Raw genomic sequence first — 16,859 nt, 5'->3', positions numbered from 1 at the left:
CAGCCGACGGCTCCGCAGCGCGTATATTCGAACATCTGTCCCACCTCGAAGGGGTGCCCCTTCCGCCGCGCCCACGCGCCCCAACCCCATTTGCACTCGGCCGAATCGCGCTCCGATCACCCCTCGGTAAGCTGACGGCATGACAGGACAGGTACGTACCGTCGACGGCCGCGTGGCCGGTCGGCGCGGTCAGGCGACGCGTCAGAAGCTGCTCGACTGCCTCAGCGAGATGCTCAGCTCCTCGCCCTACCGGGACGTCAAAGTCATCGACGTCGCCCGGAAGGCGGGGACTTCACCCGCGACCTTCTACCAGTACTTCCCGGACGTCGAGGGCGCCGTCCTGGAGATCGCGGAGCAAATGGCCGCGGAGGGCGCCGAATTGACCCAGCTGCTCGACGGGCGCTCATGGGTCGGCAAGGCGGGCTGGCAGACCTCGCAGGATCTCGTCGAGGGATTTCTCGACTTCTGGCGCAGGAACGACGCGATCCTCCGGGTCGTCGACCTCGGTGCGGCCGAGGGCGACAAGCGCTTCTACAAGATCCGGATGAAGATCCTCAACTCGGTCAACAACTCCCTTACGGACTCCGTCAAGGAGCTCCAGGACAAGGGCAAGGTCGACAAGGACGTCAGCCCCGCGGCCATGGCCGGCTCCCTGGTGGCGATGCTCGCGGCGGTCGCCTCCCACCAGCGCGGCTTCCAGACGTGGGGCGTCAAGCAGGCCGAACTGAAGCCCAACCTGGCACAGTTGGTGCATTTGGGCGTAACGGGCAAGAAGCCGACGAAGTAGCCCTGACGGGCACACTCCTCACCTCTTTGCTCCGCTCCCCTCTTTCGTCCCCTTCCTCCTTTCTCCCTCTCCCCAAGTCCTGTCAGCCTGGCGGCGGATCACCCCGGTGATCCGCCGCTCTGGTCTGTAGGACCCCTTCTGCGCGCCGCTCCAGCCGGAACAGCCGTATCTCCCGGTCGATGCGGGCCTGGTACGCGGCGTACGGCGGCCAGAACGCCAGCGCCGCCGCCCAGACCGCCTCCCGTTCCGCCCCGGCGAGCAGCCGTGCCCGCACCGGTATGTCGGCGCCGCGCCAGCTGACCTCCGCGTCCGGGTGGGCGAGCAGATTGGCGGTCCACGCGGGGTGGCCGGGCCGCCCGAAGTTGGACCCGATCAGCACCCAGGTCCCCGCCTCCTCCTCGGGCATGCACGCCAACGGCGTACGCCGCGGCAGCCCGCTCTTCGCACCCCGCGCGGTCAGGACGACGCCGGGCAGCATCCGCGCGCTGAGCAGCACCCGGCCGCGGGTGAGCCGGTGCACGGTGCGGTCCATCGCGGGGATGAAGTGCGGGGCGATCCTGCCGAAGGCGCGGGTGGCGGACACCTTCTGCACGAGCCGCAGTCCGGGCGGCATCAGACGGCCTTTCCGAGGGAGGCGGGGCCGGGGCCCGGATCGGGGTCGAGGTCGAGGTCGAGGTCGGAGGGGACGAGGTCAGGGGAGACGGGGCCTGAGGCGACGGCGTCGGCGTCCCCGCCCTCCGCGAACAGATCGGCCCGTTCCGCGGCCCGCGCCCGCAGCCGGTGCACCGGACCGAAGAGCAGCTCGTCGCTCGACGCACGCTTGAAGTACAGGTGGGCCTCGTGCTCCCAGGTGAAGCCGATCCCGCCGTGCAGCTGCACCCCCTCCGAAGCGGCCGTCCGCAACGCGTCGAGGGCCTGCGCGAGCGCGAGCCCCCCGGCCCGTTCGGCGCCCTGCCCCCCGAACCCGGCGGCCTCCGCGCCCGCCGCCCACGCCGCGTAGTAGGCGGCGGACCGCGCCGCCTGCACCTGTACGTACACGTCGGCCAGCCGGTGCTTCACCGCCTGGAAGGAGCCGATCGCGCGCCCGAACTGCTCGCGCTGACGCACATACGCGACGGTGCTCTCCAGCGCCCGGTCGGCGGCGCCGACGGCCTCGGCGGCGACGACCGTGGCCGCGACGTCCCCGACGGCGGCGAGCGCGGCCGGCACGTCGGCATCCTCGTCGCCCAGCAACTCCGCCTCGACGTCGCGCAGTTCGACCCTCGCCTGGGTGCGGGTCTCGTCCAGCGCGGCCTGCCGGGCCCGCGTCATGCCGCGCGCGTCCTCCCGTACGAGGAAGAGGAGCGTACGGGACCGGGCGAAGCCGCCCGCGTGCGCGGCGACCACGAGCAGCCCGGCGCTGTGCCCGTCGATGACCTGTTCGGCCTGCCCGTACAGCCGCCACGCCCCCTCGGCGGCCCTGCGCGCCTGCACGCCGCCCGCGCGGCCGCCGCCCGCCCAGTCGCCGCGGTTGTCCCCGACGAGGCCGAGCGCCGTGGCGAGCCCGGTGCCGGGAACGGCGAGGGCGGCGGTCAGCTCACCGGCGGCGATGCGGGGCAGCAGCTCGGCGCGCTGCCCCTCGGTGCCGAGGGCGAGGACGAGCGGGGCGGCGAGGACGGCGGTGGCGAAGAGCGGCGTGGGGGCGAGGGCGCGCCCCACCTCCTCGCATCCCAGGGCAAGTTCCGCTGTCGTACAGCCAACGCCCCCGTACGCCTCCGGGATCGCGAGGCCGGGCAGGCCGAGCTGGTCGGCGAGGGCGGTCCACAGCCCGGCGTCGTGGCCGGCGGGTGTGCGGGCGGCCGCCTTGACCTCGTCGGGGCCGCACCGTTTGGTGATCACTTCGCGCAGGGTGCGGCGGATCTCGCCCTGTTCCGCACTGAAGGCGGCGTCCATCGGCAGGCTCCTCCCCCGGGCGCGACGGCCCGGACCCAGATCTGACGGGTCGTCATATTAGAACCGCGCACTCCATAAGCACAGACCGAGGACACCACCACACACGCCGGCGCCACCTTCGGGGTGAGCGCCGGCGCCTACCCCGAAGCACGAGGACCGCCACCCTCACTCCGGGACCTGATGTACCGTCAGATTCATGCCTGTAGACACCCGTTCCACTTCCCGCAAGGTCGCCGTCGTCGGTGTCGCCCTCTCGGACTGCGGCCGGGTCGACGAGGCCACGCCCTACACGCTGCACGCCCAGGCGGCCCGGCGCGCGCTGGCCGACTCCGGGCTCGGGCGCGACGTCATCGACGGCATCGCTTCGGCGGGCCTCGGCACCCTGGCGCCGGTCGAGGTCGCCGAGTACCTCGGCCTCACCCCCCGCTGGGTGGACTCCACCTCGGTCGGCGGCGCCACCTGGGAGGTCATGGCGGCGCACGCGGCGGACGCGATAGCGGCCGGGCGGGCCAACGCCGTACTGCTCGTCTACGGCTCGACCGCCCGCGCGGACATCAAGGCGGGGCGCCGCACGTCGAACCTCTCCTTCGGCGCGCGGGGCCCGCTCCAGTTCGAGGTCCCCTACGGGCACTCCCTGATCGCCAAGTACGCGATGGCGGCCCGCCGCCACATGCACGAGTACGGCACGACGCTGGAGCAGCTCGCCTCGGTGGCCGTGCAGGCCCGCGCGAACGCCGCCACCAACCCGGACGCGATGTTCCGCACCCCCATCACGGTCGACGAGGTCCTGGACGGCCCGATGATCGCGGACCCGTTCACCAAGCTGCACTGCTGCATACGTTCCGACGGCGGCTGCGCGGTCCTGCTCGCGGCCGAGGAGTACGTACGGGACTGCGCGTCCGATCCGGTATGGATACTCGGCGCAGGCGAGCACGTCTCGCACACGACGATGTCGCAGTGGGAGGACTTCACGGTCTCCCCGGCGGCGGTCAGCGGCCGCCTCGCCTTCGAGCGGGCGGGGGTGCGGCCCGCCGACATCGACGTCGCGCAGATCTACGACGCCTTCACGTACATGACGCTGGTGACCCTGGAGGACCTGGGCTTCTGCGCGAAGGGCGAGGGCGGCGCCTTCGTGGAGAAGGGCCGCCTGCTGCGGACGGGCGACCTGCCGACGAACACGGACGGCGGTGGCCTCTCCGCCCAACACCCGGGCATGCGCGGCCTGTTCCTCCTGGTGGAGGCGGTACGCCAACTCCGCGGCCAGGCAGGCGACGGCCAGGTCCGCCGCCCCGACGGCTCCCTGCCCGAACTGGCCGTGGCCTCCGGGACGGGCGGTTGGTTCTGCTCGTCGGGGACGGTGGTGCTGGGACGGGGGTGAGGCCCTGCCCGGAGGTAGGCTCCGCACATGACGGAAGGCGCGCGGCTCGGCCGGACCGAGGCGACCAGGCGGTACGACGTGTTCCGCATCGACTGCCCCGCGCGCGACGTGGTCGACCACGTGACCAGCAAGTGGGGCGTGTGGGTGCTGATCGCCCTGCGGAGCGACGACCTCCGGTTCTACGAACTGCGCGAGAGCATCCAGGGCATCAGCGAGAAGATGCTCGCGCAGACCCTGCGCGCGCTGGTCCAGGACGGCCTGGTCCGGCGCGAGGTCGAGCCGACGACACCGCCCCAGGTCACGTACGGCCTGACGGAGTTCGGCCGGGCCGTGGGCGAACCGCTGCGGGCGCTGTTCGACCGGATCACACAACTGATGCCACCGCGCGAGACGGAATAACGGACCGAAGAGCCGGCACCCCCGCGGCCGCCCCCGCCCCGACCGACCACAACCAGCGCACCACGACCGACCGGCCACAACCACGGCATCACCACCGACCGGCCACAACCACCGCATCACCACCGACCGGCCACAATCGCCGTATGACGACGACACCCGCACCGCCGCCCCCCGAGCCGTCCGAGTTCCAGAAGCTGCTGATGTCGCAGCGGGTCTGGGACGTGGAGCTGCCCGACTTCGACCCGGCGGCGGCACCCGCGGCCCCGCTCCCCCTCTTCCACGCCTGGTTCGCGGAGGCGGTGGCCGCCGGGCAGCCCGAGCCGCACACCATGGGCCTGGCGACGGTGACGGAGGACGGCGGCCCCGACGTGCGGACCGTGATGCTGCACGACGCGGACGACCGCGGCTGGCACTTCGCCTCGCACGCGACCAGCGCGAAGGGACGCCAGCTCGCGGCCCGCCCGGAGGCCGCCCTGCACTTCTACTGGCCGGCGCAGGGCCGGCAGATCCGGATCAGGGGCCGGGTCACCACGGCCCCGCACGCCGAGAGCCTCGCCGACCTGCACGCGAGGTCGACCGGCGCACTGGCGGCAGCACTGGTGGGCCGCCAGAGCGAAGTCCTGTCCGCCCAAGCCGAGTTGGACGGGGCGTCCACCGCCGCCTGGGACCGCGCCCACGCCGACCCGGACGCCGACGCCCCCACCTGGACGCTGTACGTCCTGGACCCGGTGGAGGCGGAGTTCTTCCAGGGCGACACCCGCCGCCGCCACGTACGCCTGCGGTACCGCAGGAGCGAGGAACCCGCGGACGCCACCACCCCCTGGATCAGGGAGCTGCTGTGGCCGTGACGGCCGCGTCCCCGCGGTGGAAGTCGTACTGCGTGAAGTCCTCCACGGCCCGATACCCGATGCGCTGATAGAGGCCGTTGCTCGTGGGGTTGGCCAGATCCGTGAAGAGCAGGACCTCGGCCACCCCCGCGTCGAGCGCGGCACGGGTCACCGCGGCGGTCACCGCACCGCCGTACCCACGCCCCCGCTGCTCCGCCGGGGTGTACACGGGCGCTACCCGGACCTGCCCCGCGACCCGGGGGGTGACACCGGCCATGGCGACGGGGACGCCGTCGGGGGCCTCCCAGAGGGTGACGCCCCCGTAGGCGATCCGGGCATCCGCCCAGGCACCGGCATCCGCGGGGGAACGCTCACCGACGGCCTCCCCGAACTCGTCGTGCCAGCGCGCCAGCAGCGCCCGGTCGGCGGCCGTGGCGACCCGGGCGCGGCCCGCGGGCGCGGGGACGGGCGGCGTGAGGGTGCCGAGCCGATACAGACGCTGCCGGACACCGGCCGAGACGCGAGCCCCGGTGCGCCGCTCCCAGGCCCGCGCGAACGCCTCGGCGGCGGCGTGGTGGGCGCCGACCCCGGGCAACTCCGGACTGACATCGACGAGCCGCGCGGCGAGCGCGTCGGCGGCCTCGGGACCCAGAGGGCTGAGAACGACCCGATGGGGCGGCGTCCGCACGAACGCCCCCCGCACCACCCCATCGGCACCGGCATACGTACCAAAGAGGGGCACCCCGTCCCCGTACGCGTAAGGCCCCCGTACTCGAAGGACCTCGGTGACGCTCAACAGCGCGGTGTGCAGGGCGGGCTCGGAGTGCAGAAACCCCCGGGCCCGAGCAAGAAACCCCTCAAGATCAGAGGTCAACTCCCACCTGAACACGGACGGTTGACGAACATGCGCATAGGCATGCGCGCCCGCGGACGCGGAATTTCCTGAGGACATGCCCCATTGTTCCCCCGAGGAGCCACCCTCGCCTCCGAATTACCACGCACACGCACCCGCACACGCCCAGGCCGCCCCTACCCCCTGGCAATCACCTTGGCGATCTTCTCGGCGTCGCGCGAGAGCTCACGAAGCATGCCGCTGACGGGATTCGTGAAGCCGGTGAAGTAGAGCCCGGGAACCCCCCGGGCCGTATGGCGGCCGTGCGGGACCGGCCGGCCGCGGGAGTCCAGCACCCCTAGGTGGCCGACGAGACCCTCGAGGGCGCGCCGGTACCCGGTGGCCGCGATGACGACCTCGGGCCCGATCCGGCTGCCGTCGGCGAGGATCACCTTGCCCTCCTCGAACGACTCCACGGCGGCGACGGGCTCGACCCGCCCCTTCCGCACGGCGTCGATCAGACCGACGTCCTGCACCGGGATGGCACCCTCCCTGGCCCGCGAGAACAAGCCGGTGTCGGGACGCGGCAGCCCCTTCGACGACAGATCGGGAACGCCCGCGCGGGTGACCGGCCGAGCGAGCCGGTCGGCGAGGGCGACGGGAAGCCGCCGGCACAGGATCCCGGACATCTGCGCGGGCCACCCGGCGGTGGAACGACGCACGATGTGAGGGGCGGTCCGCACAGCGAGCCGCACCCGCCCGGCGCCCCCTTCGGCAAGGTCGACGGCGATCTCGGCGCCGGTGTTCCCGACACCCACGACGAGGACGTCCTTCTCCGCATAGGGGCGGGGATTGCGATAGCGCCCGGCGTGCAGGAATTCACCGCTGTAACCATCAAGGCCGGGCCAGTCCGGCACACAGGGAGTGTGGTTGAACCCGGTGGCGACGACCACCGCACGCCCCCTCAACTCCCGCCCCCCGCTGGCCCGCAACAGCCACCCGTCCCCGACAGGTTCGAGCCCGGTCACCTCGACCCCGGTGACCACATCAAGCTGGTGGTACTCGGCATACGTCTCCAGATAGGCGACAACACCGTCGCGCGAGACCCACCGCCCGAACGCCCGCGGAATCGCGAGCCCCGGCAACCCGGAAAGCCGACGCGTGGTGTGCAGATGGAGCCGGTCGTAATGCCCGCGCCAGGAGGCACCGAGACGCTCGGCCTTCTCCAGGACGACGGCCCGCACACCCCGTACGCCCAAGGCGGCCGCGACGGCGAGACCACCCGGACCACCGCCGACGACGTACACGGGATGGTCCTGCGACGGCGAAAGCGGAGCGGTCGAGTCAGCCATGACTGGAGAGTAACCGCGCGACTACTTGATGGGTGACGGTCAAGTTCCGAAACCGATTGCGATCCCATCACGGCCCCGAACGCCACCCACCCCCTTGTGTGCCCCAGCCGACTGCGCTGAACTGACGCCCCGTCACCTCACGCGCACATGCACCCACACCACGATCGGACACCCACCATGAGCCCGACCCACCCCCCTTCCCCACGCTTCGACGTGCCCGAGATCGACACGTTCACCCGCCCCTACTGGGAGGCAGCGGCCGAGGGCCGCCTACTGATCCGCCGCTGCGGAGCCTGCGGAACGGCCCACCACTACCCGCGCGAATTCTGCCCGCACTGCTGGAGCGAGGACGTCACCTGGCAACAGGCCGACGGCCGAGCCACCCTCTACACCTGGTCGACCATCCACAGAAACGACCTCCCCCCCTTCAACACCCGCACCCCCTACACCGCGGCGGTGGTCGACCTGACCGAGGGCCCCCGCATGATGACGGAGATCGTCGACTGCCCCGAGAGCGACCTGCACATCGGAATGCGGCTCAAGGCGACGTTCCGAGCCGCGACCGAAGTGACCCCGGCCATCGCGGTGTTCCGCCCGGCCTGAGAGACCAAGGGGCCGGACGCCCCCGCGACCGACGGCCGAAAATGGCCGGGAGGGGACGTGGGGGTATGTGCGAACGGAGCACAGAGCAAACAATGGCGCCATTGTCCGTGCAGCGTGGCGCAGGGATGGCGAGTACGCACATACCCCCGCGGCCCCGGCACCCCCACACCCCGGCCAAAAGAGACAGTCAGCCGCCTGACAACACCAACAGACCCCCCTCCCTTCATCGCGCCCACCGAAGTCCAATTCGCGACCTTGGCAACCCCCCACCCCCTACGGTTCCGTAGACCCCACACCCCCACACCCCCACACCCCCACACCACCCCGCCGCCCCACCCCCACCGCCAGGCTTTACGCGCAGCCCCATTCCTGACAGGGCGTCAGTTCAGTAATCTGACAGTGCGTCAGGTAACCGTTAGCGCAAGCGCTAGCGCAACGTGCTGTCACACAGGAGCGGGCGGACCGATGCTTGGATCGACTCACGGCACCTTCACCACCGACCCCCGCCGCGCCCAAGTCGTGGCCTGCGGCGAACTCCCCCCCAACACCGTCCACGGCCACAGCCACGGCCGCGCCCCGGACGACCTCGACCTGGACGTCAGCGGCCGACCGCTGTACACCGACGTACCCGACCTCGACCGCTTCTTCCGCCCCACCTCCGTCGCCGTCATCGGCGCCTCGGACACAGAGGGCCGCCCCAACACCGGCATCACCCGCCAACTCCTCACCTGGGCCACCCGCGTCGGCGCCCGCCTGCACCCCGTACACCCCACCCGCCCCACCGTCTTCGACCTCCCCTGCTTCCCCTCCGTCGCGGACCTCCCGGAACAGGTCGACCTCGCCGTACTCCTCCTCGTCGACCCGCTCCCCGTCGTCGAGCAACTCGCCGAGCAGAAGGTCAAGTTCGCCGTCGCCTTCGCCTCCGGGTTCGCCGAGACCGGCGAGGAGGGCGCGGCCGCCCAGGCCCGCCTCGCCGCCGCCGTACAGCGCTCCGGCCTCCGCCTCCTCGGCCCGAACACCAACCTCAACGCCTTCGAGGCGTTCCGCGAGGACCTCGAAGGCCCGGCGATCGCCCTGATCACCCAGTCCGGCCACCAGGGCCGCCCCGTCTTCACGATGCAGGAACTCGGCGTACGCCTCTCCCACTGGGCGCCCACCGGCAACGAGGCCGACCTGGAGACCTCCGACTTCATCTCCTACTTCGCCGAGCGCCCCGAGGTCGGCGCCATTGCCTGTTACGTCGAGGGCCTCAAGGACGGCCGCGCCTTCCTGCTCGCCGCCGACCGGGCGGCCCGCCGCGGCGTCCCCGTGGTCGCCGTGAAGGTCGGCCGCACCGAGACCGGCGCCCGCACGGCGGCGTCACACACCGGCAAACTGACCGGCGCGGACACGGTGGTCGACGCGGCGATGCGGCAGTTCGGCGTGATCCGCGTCGACGGCCTGGACGAACTCCAGGACACGTCCGCCCTGTTGGCGAGGGCGCGCACGCCCCGGGCCGACGGCGTCGCCGTCTATTCGATCTCGGGCGGCACGGGCGCGCACTTCGCGGACCTGGCGGCCGAGGCGGGCCTGCGCCTGCCCACGCTCTCCGACGCCAAGCAGGCGGAGCTGCACGAGTGGATACCCGCCTACCTGAACGTCGCGAACCCCATCGACAACGGCGGCCACCCCGTCGGCGACTGGCGCGGCCGCAAGATCATCGACGCGATCCTGGACGACCCTGAGGTGGGCGTGCTGATCTGTCCGATCACCGGCCCCTTCCCGCCGATGAGCGACAAGCTGGCGCAGGACCTGGTGGACGCGGCGGAGCGCACGGACAAGCTGGTGTGCGTGGTGTGGGGCTCGCCGGTGGGGACCGAGGACGCGTACCGCAAGACGCTGCTCGGCTCCTCGCGGGTCGCGACCTTCCGTACCTTCGCCAACTGCATCACGGCGGTGCGCGCCCATCTGGACCACCACCGCTTCACCACGAACTACCGCTCGCCCTTCGACGAGGCGCCGCGCACCCCGTCCCCCTCCTTCCGCAAGGCGCAGGCGCTCATGCGGCCCGGCCAGCAGCTCAGCGAGCACGCGGCGAAGCAGCTGCTGCGCGCGTACGGCATCAGGGTGCCGCGGGAACAGCTGGTGACGAGCGCGGCGGCGGCCGTGCGGGCGGCCGGCCTGGTCGGCTACCCGGTCGTCATGAAGGCGTCGGGCCCGCAGCTCGCGCACAAGACCGAACTGGGCCTGGTGAAGATCGGGTTGACCTCGGCGAGCCAGGTGCGCGACGCCTATCGGGAGCTCACGGACATCGCCCGCTACGAAGGGGTCGCGCTGGACGGGATCCTGGTCTGCCAGATGGTCGAGCGCGGCGTCGAGATGGTCGTCGGCGTCACGCACGACTCGCTCTTCGGGCCGACGGTGACGGTCGGGCTCGGCGGTGTGCTCGTGGAGGTCCTGCGGGACGCGGCCGTGCGGGTGCCGCCCTTCGGGGAGGACCAGGCGAAGGCGATGCTCCGCGAACTGCGGGGGCGGGCCCTGCTCGACGGGGTGCGGGGCGCGGCTCCCGCGGACGTCGACGCGCTGGTCGAGGTGGTGCTCCGGGTGCAGCGGATGGCGCTCGAACTCGGCGACGACCTCGCGGAGCTGGACATCAACCCGCTGATGGTGCTGCCGCGCGGGCAGGGGGCGGTGGCGCTCGACGCGTTCGCGGTCTGCCACTAGGTCCCCTTGGCACCGCGTCCCCGCAGGTACCCGCACCTGCGCGCGGACCCGCACGGGCACTCGTGCACGGACCCGCACGGGCACCCGTGCACGGACCCGCACCCGCACTCGTGCGCGCACCCGCACCGCCATCCGCCTCCACGCGAAACGGAGCCACTCCCCCATGACAGCCTCCCCCGAGCCTCACGACGCCCTCGACTCATTGATACGGCACACCACTGACAACGGCGTCTCGTGGATCACGCTCAACCGCCCCGAAGCCATGAACGCCCTCACGTGGGACCAGCGCGAACGCGTCATCGCGCTGCTCGCCGCGGCGTCCGGCGACCCCGCGGTACGGGCCGTGGTGATCACCGCGACCGGCAGGGGATTCTGCGCGGGCGCGGATCTGCGCGGGACGCCGTCGACGGGGACGGCGTCGGGCGCTTCCGGCACGGCGGGGGCGGCGGGCACGTCGGGTGCGTCGGGTGCGTCGAGCGGGGCCCGGGTGCCGGGCGACGTGGCCCGCACCATCCGGCAGGGCGCCCAGCGGCTGATCTCCGCGGTCCTCGACTGCGAGAAGCCGGTGATCGCCGCGGTGAACGGCACGGCGGCCGGCATCGGCGCCCATCTGGCGTTCGCCTGCGACCTGGTCCTCGCGGCCGAATCCGCGCGGTTCATCGAGGTGTTCGTCCGCCGCGGCCTCGTACCGGACGGCGGCGGTGCCTATCTGCTGCCCCGCCTGATCGGGCCGCAGCGCGCCAAGGAGCTGATGTTCTTCGGCGACGCGGTGTCGGCGGCGGACGCGGAACGGCTGGGCCTGGTCAACCGCGTCGTACCGGCCGAAGAGCTGGAGAAGACGGCGCGAACGTGGGCGGACCGCCTCGCCACCGGCCCGACCCGCGCCCTGGCCCTGACCAAGCAGCTGGTCAACGCGTCGCTGGACACGGACAGAGCGAGCGCGTTCGCCGCGGAGGCGGCGGCACAGGAGATCAACATGACGACGAAGGACGCGAACGAGGGCGTCACGGCCTTCGTGGAACGCCGCACCCCGAGGTATCGCGGCCGCTGAGGCCTGCCCGGCAGGTGGTGCGCCCGCTCCCGGACCAGCGCCGTCACTCGGTACGCCCGGGCGGCGGCGGGGCGCACCACGGCGGTGAGCGGCGGTTGGGCGCGCCACGGGCCCGTGGGCAAGGGACGGCGAGCAGCGGAGCTCACCACAGGCGGCGGGTGGTGGCGAGACGCGCCACCGGCGGGGAGCGGCGGCGAGGTGCGCCACGGGCAGCGGGCACGGGGCAGGGGGCAGCGGGCAGCGGGCAGGGGGCAGGGGGCAGCGGGATGCTGCGACGTACACCGGGGGTGTGGGCCCCGAGGTGCGCCACGGGCAGCGAGCAGCGGGGTGCTGCGACGTACACCGTGGGCGTGGGCCCCGAGGTGCGCCACGGGCAGCGGGCAGCGGGGTGCTGCGACGTACACCGTGGGCGTGGGCCCCGAGGTGCTCCACGGGCAGCGAGCAGCGGGATGCTGCGACGTACACCGTGGGCGTGCGCCCCGACGTGCCCCACCCGCGCCGGGCAACGGCTGGGCGTACGACACGAGGTGGCCCCGGCTCCCGTTCTCCGGGCCGTACAACGCGAGGGCCCAACCCCGGTTCTCCCGGGCGTACGACGCGAGACTGCGCCCCCCCGTCCCAGCCCTGTCGAACCGCGGGCGCCGGCCCCCTCACCCTCCCCGGTGCAGCGTCTCTATGTCCGGGTCGTCCATGCTGCCCAGGTTCACGAACAGTTCGGGGTCGTCCTCCGTGCCGCCCACGGTCCAGGTCTGCGCGTTCTCACACCCCCCGGCGTCAGCGTCCACATCCAGGACCGGGCGGGCCGGGGAATCGGCGCCGAGGGTCAACGCCCACGTACCCGTGGCGTCGCCGCACGAAGGGACGTCCGCGCGGCCGTTCTCGTGCAGGCGGAACCGGACCTTCCCATCCTCGTCCCGCCACGCGCCCGCCACCTGCCCCGGTGCCAGGCGCGGCGGCTCGTACTCCTTGAGCAGGCCCGTCTCCGTGGCGACGACCGCCGCGCCGAAGACGGTCGCGCACAGGGCGAGCGAGACCAGGCCCGACAGGATCCAGACCTTGCGCAGCGGCCGGCCGAGGCGTTCCTCGCGGCGCCTGCAGTACGCGACGTTCAGCGCGGGCACGACGCCACTCGCCGTGATCCACCCCGCGGGCCCCGCGAAAGGCGCGCCCAGCGCGGCGAAGAATCCCGCCCACGCGACGCCGACCGGCACCAGGCACCCCACCGACCACGCCCACTCCGGCCCCCGCCCGCATCCCGCTGCCGCCCGCCGCCCCAGCCAGACGGCCGGCAGCGTGAGCACCCCCGAGTGCACCACGCCGAGGACCGGCAACAGCAGCGGCGCGAAGAGGATCGCGCAGGCCAGACCGAAATCCGGGCCGCCCCCGACCCCGTGATCGTCCTGGCCGAGCGTCACGATGAACGACACGAGCCCGGCCACCGGTAGCTGTGCCGCGCTCGCCGCCCCCGCGGCCCGCATCTCCACGTCGCCCCAGGTCCGACGCGTTTTCCCCCGCTTCATGAGGCTGAAGATACGCCTGGGTCTGCAGCGTTTCGGCCACGCCCTTCACATCTGATGCCCCGTCAGCTTCAATGGTCGATGTGATGGGACACGCAGGGATGGCGGCCACCGCCGTCCGATACCTCAGGTCGGTCGGGGCCCGCACCACCACCGCCCCCCTCGACGTACTGCCGCGCCCCCAGCTGCGCGCGGTCGGCTACGACGAGCGGGCACCGCTGGACCGGGACGAATTCCGCCGGGTGCTCGGGAACTTCGCGACGGGCGTCACCGTGATCACGGCCCCGGCCGAGACTCCGGCTCCTGCCGAGACCCCGGCCACCGAGAGCGCACCAGTAGGCACGGCCGGCCCCACAGACCCCACCAGCCCCGCAGGCCCCACAGGCCCCACAGGCCCCGCAGGCTTCGCCTGTCAGTCCTTCTCCTCGCTGTCCCTGGACCCGCCCCTGGTCTCCTTCATGGTGGCGCGTACGTCGACGACGTGGCCGCGCATCGCGCGCGCGGGCGTCTTCTGCGTGAACATCCTCGGCGCCGACCAGGGCACCCTGTGCCGCGCGTTCGCGGTGAGCGGCGGCGACAAGTTCGCCGGGGTGAGCTACGACGCGGCGCCGGTCTCCGGCTCCCCGCGGCTGACCGGCGCCCCGGCCTGGGTCGACTGCACGATCCAGGCCGTCCACACCGGCGGCGACCACCTCATCGTGGTGGGCCGGGTGGACGCCCTCGGCACGGCGGAGACCGAAGGCGACCCGCTCCTGTTCCACCGGGGCAAGTTCGGCCGCTTCACCCCCTGACTCCGCGCCGCACCCTCGCACTCGCGCCGCACCCCTCGTACTCACACCGCACCCGCCCCCACCCTCGCGGCCACCGCCACACGCCCCGGCCCCCGCCGCCGTATCACCAGCACCATCAGCGCCGCCGCCGCGCACAGCGCCCCCGAGGCGTACCAGACGACGTCGTACGAGCCGAAGGCATCCCGTGCCACGCCGCCCAGGAACGCCACCAGGGCCGCGCCCACCTGGTGCGAGGCGAGGACCCAGCCGAAGACGATCGCGCTGTCGTCGCCGTACTGCTCGCGGCACAGGGCCAGGGTCGGCGGGACGGTGGCCACCCAGTCCAGGCCGTAGAAGACGATGAAGAAGATCATCGGCGGGTGGACGTTCGGGGCGAGCAGCATCGGCAGGAAGAGCAGGGAGACGCCGCGCAGCGCGTAGTAGACGGCGAGCAGCCGGCGCGCGTCGAAGCGGTCGGTGAACCAGCCCGACGCGACCGTTCCGACGATGTCGAAGATGCCGATGACGGCGAGCAGGGAGGCGGCCGCCCGGACGCCCATGCCGTGGTCGTGCGCGGCGGGCACGAAGTGGGTCTGGACGAGTCCGTTCGTCGAGGCGCCGCAGATCGCGAAGCTGCCCGCGAGGAGCCAGAAGGGGCCGGTGCGGGCGGCCTTGGCGAGCACCCTGATCGCGCGCCGTCCCGCGCCCGTGACGGGCGCCGGCTTGGGCACGAACTCCTCGGCGCCGTACGGCTTCAGGCCGACGTCGGCCGGGTGGTCGCGCAGCAGCAGCCAGACGAAGGGGACGACGACGAGGGCGGCGAGCGCGACCGTCACGGAGGCGGGCCGCCACCTGTACGTCTCGACGATCCAGGCGAGCAGCGGCAGGAAGATCAACTGTCCGGACGCGGAGGCCGCGGTGAGGATCCCGCTGACGAGCCCGCGCCGTTCGGTGAACCAGCGGTTGGTGACGGTGGCGGCGAAGGCGAGCGCCATCGACCCCGAGCCGAGCCCGACGAGGAGCCCCCAGCACAGCAGCAGCTGCCAGGCGGACTGCATCCACACCGTCAGACCGGACCCGGCGGCGATCACGACCAGCGCGACCGCGACGACCTTGCGGATGCCGTAGCGGTCCATGAGCGCGGCGGCGAACGGCGCGGTGAGCCCGTACAGCGTGAGGTTGATGGAGACCGCGAGCCCGACGGTGCCGCGCGACCAGCCGAAGTCCTCCTTGAACGGGTCGAAGAGGAGACCGGGCAGCGAGCGGAAGGCGGCGGCGCCGATGATCGTGACGAAGGTGACGGCGGCGACGAACCATGCGCGATGGATACGGGGAGTACGGCGACGCCCGCCCTCACCCTCGCCCGTCCGCGCGGGGCTCCGCACGGTCGCCTCGACCGCGCCAGGCGCGTCGGGCGCTACGGACGCGTCGGGCACCTCTGACACCCCCGGCACCTCTGACACCCCCGGCACCACCGGCACCACTGGCACCGCGGGCGCCTCGGGCATCTCAGGTGTCTCAGGCGTCTCAGGCGTCTCGGTTGTCTGGTTCACGTCACCCAGCATCGAGAAATGGTCCGTACCGAACGAGTGGCCCGAGGGACAGCATTCGCTAGGATCGGGCCATGACCTCTCGCGAGCACGCGACCGCACCCGAACCGCACCGCGTCGTCGTCCTCGCCCTGGACGGCGTGATCCCCTTCGAACTGGGCATCCCGCAGCGCATCTTCAACGGCGCGCGCACCCCCGCGAGGCACCCCCTCTACGAGGTCATCACCTGCTCGGTCCGCCCGCCGGGACCGGTCCGCACGGACGCCGACTTCGCGATCCTCGTCGAGCACGGCCCCGAGGCGCTGGCCACGGCGGACACGGTCGTCATCCCGGCCTCGTACGAGCTGGGGCCGGTGCACACGGAGGGCCGCCTCACCCCCGAACTGGCCTCGGCGCTCGCCCGGATCCGGCCGGGGACGCGGCTCGTCGCCATCTGCACGGGCGGGTACGTGCTGGCCGCCGCCGGCCTCCTCGACGGCCGCCCGGCGACCACGCACTGGTCGTCGGCCGAACACTTCCAGCGGCTCTTCCCGCGGGTACGGGTGGACGCGGACGTCCTGTTCATCGACGACGGCGACATCCTGACGTCGGCGGGGGTGGCCGCGGGCATCGACCTCTGCGTGCATGTCGTACGACGGGACCACGGCACCGCGGTCGCCAACGAGGTGGCCCGCCGCACGGTGGTGCCCCCGCACCGGGACGGCGGCCAGGCCCAGTACATCCAACGCCCGGTGCCGGAACCCCAGTTGGCGACGACGCGCTCGGCGCGGGCGTGGGCCCTCGACCGCCTGGACCAGCCGTTGCAGCTGCGGGACATGGCCGAGCAGGAGTCGATGTCGGTCCGCACGTTCACCCGTAGGTTCCGCGAGGAGGTGGGCGTCAGCCCCGGGCAGTGGCTGACGCAGCAACGCGTGGAGCGAGCACGGCACTTGCTGGAGTCCACGGGCCTGTCCGTGGACCAGGTGGCGCGGGACGCGGGCTTCGGGACGGCCCAGTCGATGCGGCAGCATCTCCAGAGCGCGGTGGGGGTCACCCCCACGACGTACCGCCGAACCTTCCGCGCGGTAACCTCCGCCTGAGCCCTCGACGCGGGCGCGCCGCGGGGAGGCCCGGGGGCCCGGGGAGGGCGGGCGTAACCCACGCCGTTCGGCCGGGGGT

Annotated in this window: 15 protein-coding genes; 9 read left to right on the top strand and 6 right to left on the bottom strand. The window is 72.7% G+C overall.

Features of this window, described 5'->3' with window-relative positions; translation table 11 throughout:
• Positions 1 to 139: 139 nt before the first annotated feature.
• Positions 140 to 787 carry a TetR family transcriptional regulator gene (locus ACFYO9_RS22005; RefSeq protein ID WP_358710546.1) on the top strand — a complete coding sequence of 216 codons (648 nt, stop codon included), beginning with the start codon at positions 140 to 142 and terminating at the stop codon, positions 785 to 787.
• Between the two features lie 82 nt (positions 788 to 869).
• Here the strand turns inward: ACFYO9_RS22005 and ACFYO9_RS22000 are convergent, their stop codons facing one another.
• Both ACFYO9_RS22000 and ACFYO9_RS21995 read right to left on the bottom strand, forming a co-directional pair.
• Positions 870 to 1,400, bottom strand: coding sequence for a nitroreductase family deazaflavin-dependent oxidoreductase (locus tag ACFYO9_RS22000; RefSeq protein WP_355807777.1), 531 nt, complete (start codon positions 1,398 to 1,400; stop codon positions 870 to 872).
• Positions 1,400 to 2,719 (bottom strand): acyl-CoA dehydrogenase family protein, encoded by a 1,320-nt coding sequence (locus ACFYO9_RS21995; RefSeq protein ID WP_358775008.1) that lies wholly within the window; start codon positions 2,717 to 2,719, stop codon positions 1,400 to 1,402. The genes ACFYO9_RS22000 and ACFYO9_RS21995 overlap by 1 nt, the downstream gene beginning before the upstream one ends.
• 196 nt (positions 2,720 to 2,915) lie before the next feature.
• Here ACFYO9_RS21995 and ACFYO9_RS21990 point away from each other — a divergent pair, with 196 nt between their 5' ends.
• From ACFYO9_RS21990 to ACFYO9_RS21980, 3 genes are all read left to right on the top strand, one after another.
• A complete protein-coding gene (locus ACFYO9_RS21990; protein ID WP_358775010.1) occupies positions 2,916 to 4,097 on the top strand; it encodes an acetyl-CoA acetyltransferase in 1,182 nt (393 codons plus the stop codon).
• A 27-nt stretch (positions 4,098 to 4,124) separates the two neighbouring features.
• Positions 4,125 to 4,496, top strand: coding sequence for a helix-turn-helix domain-containing protein (locus tag ACFYO9_RS21985; protein WP_358775011.1), 372 nt, complete (start codon positions 4,125 to 4,127; stop codon positions 4,494 to 4,496).
• 143 nt (positions 4,497 to 4,639) lie between these two features.
• Positions 4,640 to 5,344: a pyridoxal 5'-phosphate synthase gene (locus ACFYO9_RS21980; protein WP_358775012.1), complete on the top strand. Its 705-nt coding sequence runs from the start codon at positions 4,640 to 4,642 to the stop codon at positions 5,342 to 5,344.
• Here the strand turns inward: ACFYO9_RS21980 and ACFYO9_RS21975 are convergent.
• Both ACFYO9_RS21975 and ACFYO9_RS21970 read right to left on the bottom strand, forming a co-directional pair.
• Positions 5,322 to 6,197, bottom strand: coding sequence for a GNAT family N-acetyltransferase (locus ACFYO9_RS21975; protein ID WP_358775014.1), 876 nt, complete (start codon positions 6,195 to 6,197; stop codon positions 5,322 to 5,324). The two genes, ACFYO9_RS21980 and ACFYO9_RS21975, sit on opposite strands and share 23 nt — an antisense overlap.
• Before the next feature lie 155 nt (positions 6,198 to 6,352).
• A complete protein-coding gene (locus ACFYO9_RS21970; RefSeq protein ID WP_358775016.1) occupies positions 6,353 to 7,507 on the bottom strand; it encodes an NAD(P)/FAD-dependent oxidoreductase in 1,155 nt (384 codons plus the stop codon).
• 177 nt (positions 7,508 to 7,684) lie between these two features.
• On the opposite strand from ACFYO9_RS21970, the gene ACFYO9_RS21965 reads away from it, so the two are divergent.
• The 3 genes from ACFYO9_RS21965 (at position 7,685) to ACFYO9_RS21955 (ending at position 11,864) form a co-directional block, all read left to right on the top strand.
• Entirely contained in the window at positions 7,685 to 8,110 is a 426-nt protein-coding gene (locus ACFYO9_RS21965) for a Zn-ribbon domain-containing OB-fold protein (RefSeq protein ID WP_358775018.1), read from the top strand.
• Between the two features lie 465 nt (positions 8,111 to 8,575).
• Positions 8,576 to 10,813 carry an acetate--CoA ligase family protein gene (locus ACFYO9_RS21960; protein WP_358775020.1) on the top strand — a complete coding sequence of 746 codons (2,238 nt, stop codon included), beginning with the start codon at positions 8,576 to 8,578 and terminating at the stop codon, positions 10,811 to 10,813.
• Between the two features lie 163 nt (positions 10,814 to 10,976).
• The gene (locus tag ACFYO9_RS21955; RefSeq protein ID WP_358775022.1) at positions 10,977 to 11,864 is read left to right on the top strand and encodes an enoyl-CoA hydratase-related protein; all 888 of its coding nucleotides are present in this window, start codon (positions 10,977 to 10,979) and stop codon (positions 11,862 to 11,864) included.
• A gap of 650 nt (positions 11,865 to 12,514) precedes the next feature.
• On the opposite strand, the gene ACFYO9_RS21950 is transcribed toward ACFYO9_RS21955, so the two are convergent.
• A complete protein-coding gene (locus ACFYO9_RS21950; protein ID WP_358775024.1) occupies positions 12,515 to 13,384 on the bottom strand; it encodes a hypothetical protein in 870 nt (289 codons plus the stop codon).
• An 83-nt stretch (positions 13,385 to 13,467) separates the two neighbouring features.
• Here ACFYO9_RS21950 and ACFYO9_RS21945 point away from each other — a divergent pair, with 83 nt between their 5' ends.
• Positions 13,468 to 14,172, top strand: a complete 705-nt coding sequence (locus tag ACFYO9_RS21945; protein ID WP_358775026.1) for a flavin reductase family protein — start codon at positions 13,468 to 13,470, stop codon at positions 14,170 to 14,172.
• Positions 14,173 to 14,213: 41 nt separating this feature from the next.
• On the opposite strand, the gene ACFYO9_RS21940 is transcribed toward ACFYO9_RS21945, so the two are convergent.
• Positions 14,214 to 15,596, bottom strand: a complete 1,383-nt coding sequence (locus ACFYO9_RS21940; protein ID WP_388666504.1) for an MFS transporter — start codon at positions 15,594 to 15,596, stop codon at positions 14,214 to 14,216.
• Between the two features lie 179 nt (positions 15,597 to 15,775).
• On the opposite strand from ACFYO9_RS21940, the gene ACFYO9_RS21935 reads away from it, so the two are divergent.
• Complete coding sequence (locus ACFYO9_RS21935; protein ID WP_358775027.1) at positions 15,776 to 16,780, top strand: helix-turn-helix domain-containing protein; 1,005 nt, start codon at positions 15,776 to 15,778, stop codon at positions 16,778 to 16,780.
• Positions 16,781 to 16,859 lie beyond the last annotated feature (79 nt).

Origin of the sequence: Streptomyces sp. NPDC005863, from assembly GCF_042871345.1 — a bacterium.
GTDB lineage: Bacteria > Actinomycetota > Actinomycetes > Streptomycetales > Streptomycetaceae > Streptomyces.
Note: the sequence above shows the minus strand (reverse complement) of the source record. Positions and strands in the feature narration are given on the sequence as shown.

What these genes read in the sequence shown, in the direction of transcription:
- ACFYO9_RS21950 (WP_358775024.1), bottom strand. Translation starts at nt 13,384, where the DNA reads ATGAAGCGGGGGAAAACGCGTCGGACCTGGGGCGACGTGGAGATGCGG.
- ACFYO9_RS22005 (WP_358710546.1), top strand. Translation starts at nt 140, where the DNA reads ATGACAGGACAGGTACGTACCGTCGACGGCCGCGTGGCCGGTCGGCGC.
- ACFYO9_RS21980 (WP_358775012.1), top strand. Translation starts at nt 4,640, where the DNA reads ATGACGACGACACCCGCACCGCCGCCCCCCGAGCCGTCCGAGTTCCAG.
- ACFYO9_RS21935 (WP_358775027.1), top strand. Translation starts at nt 15,776, where the DNA reads ATGACCTCTCGCGAGCACGCGACCGCACCCGAACCGCACCGCGTCGTC.
- ACFYO9_RS22000 (WP_355807777.1), bottom strand. Translation starts at nt 1,400, where the DNA reads ATGCCGCCCGGACTGCGGCTCGTGCAGAAGGTGTCCGCCACCCGCGCC.
- ACFYO9_RS21995 (WP_358775008.1), bottom strand. Translation starts at nt 2,719, where the DNA reads ATGGACGCCGCCTTCAGTGCGGAACAGGGCGAGATCCGCCGCACCCTG.
- ACFYO9_RS21965 (WP_358775018.1), top strand. Translation starts at nt 7,685, where the DNA reads ATGAGCCCGACCCACCCCCCTTCCCCACGCTTCGACGTGCCCGAGATC.
- ACFYO9_RS21955 (WP_358775022.1), top strand. Translation starts at nt 10,977, where the DNA reads ATGACAGCCTCCCCCGAGCCTCACGACGCCCTCGACTCATTGATACGG.
- ACFYO9_RS21990 (WP_358775010.1), top strand. Translation starts at nt 2,916, where the DNA reads ATGCCTGTAGACACCCGTTCCACTTCCCGCAAGGTCGCCGTCGTCGGT.
- ACFYO9_RS21945 (WP_358775026.1), top strand. Translation starts at nt 13,468, where the DNA reads ATGGGACACGCAGGGATGGCGGCCACCGCCGTCCGATACCTCAGGTCG.
- ACFYO9_RS21960 (WP_358775020.1), top strand. Translation starts at nt 8,576, where the DNA reads ATGCTTGGATCGACTCACGGCACCTTCACCACCGACCCCCGCCGCGCC.
- ACFYO9_RS21970 (WP_358775016.1), bottom strand. Translation starts at nt 7,507, where the DNA reads ATGGCTGACTCGACCGCTCCGCTTTCGCCGTCGCAGGACCATCCCGTG.
- ACFYO9_RS21985 (WP_358775011.1), top strand. Translation starts at nt 4,125, where the DNA reads ATGACGGAAGGCGCGCGGCTCGGCCGGACCGAGGCGACCAGGCGGTAC.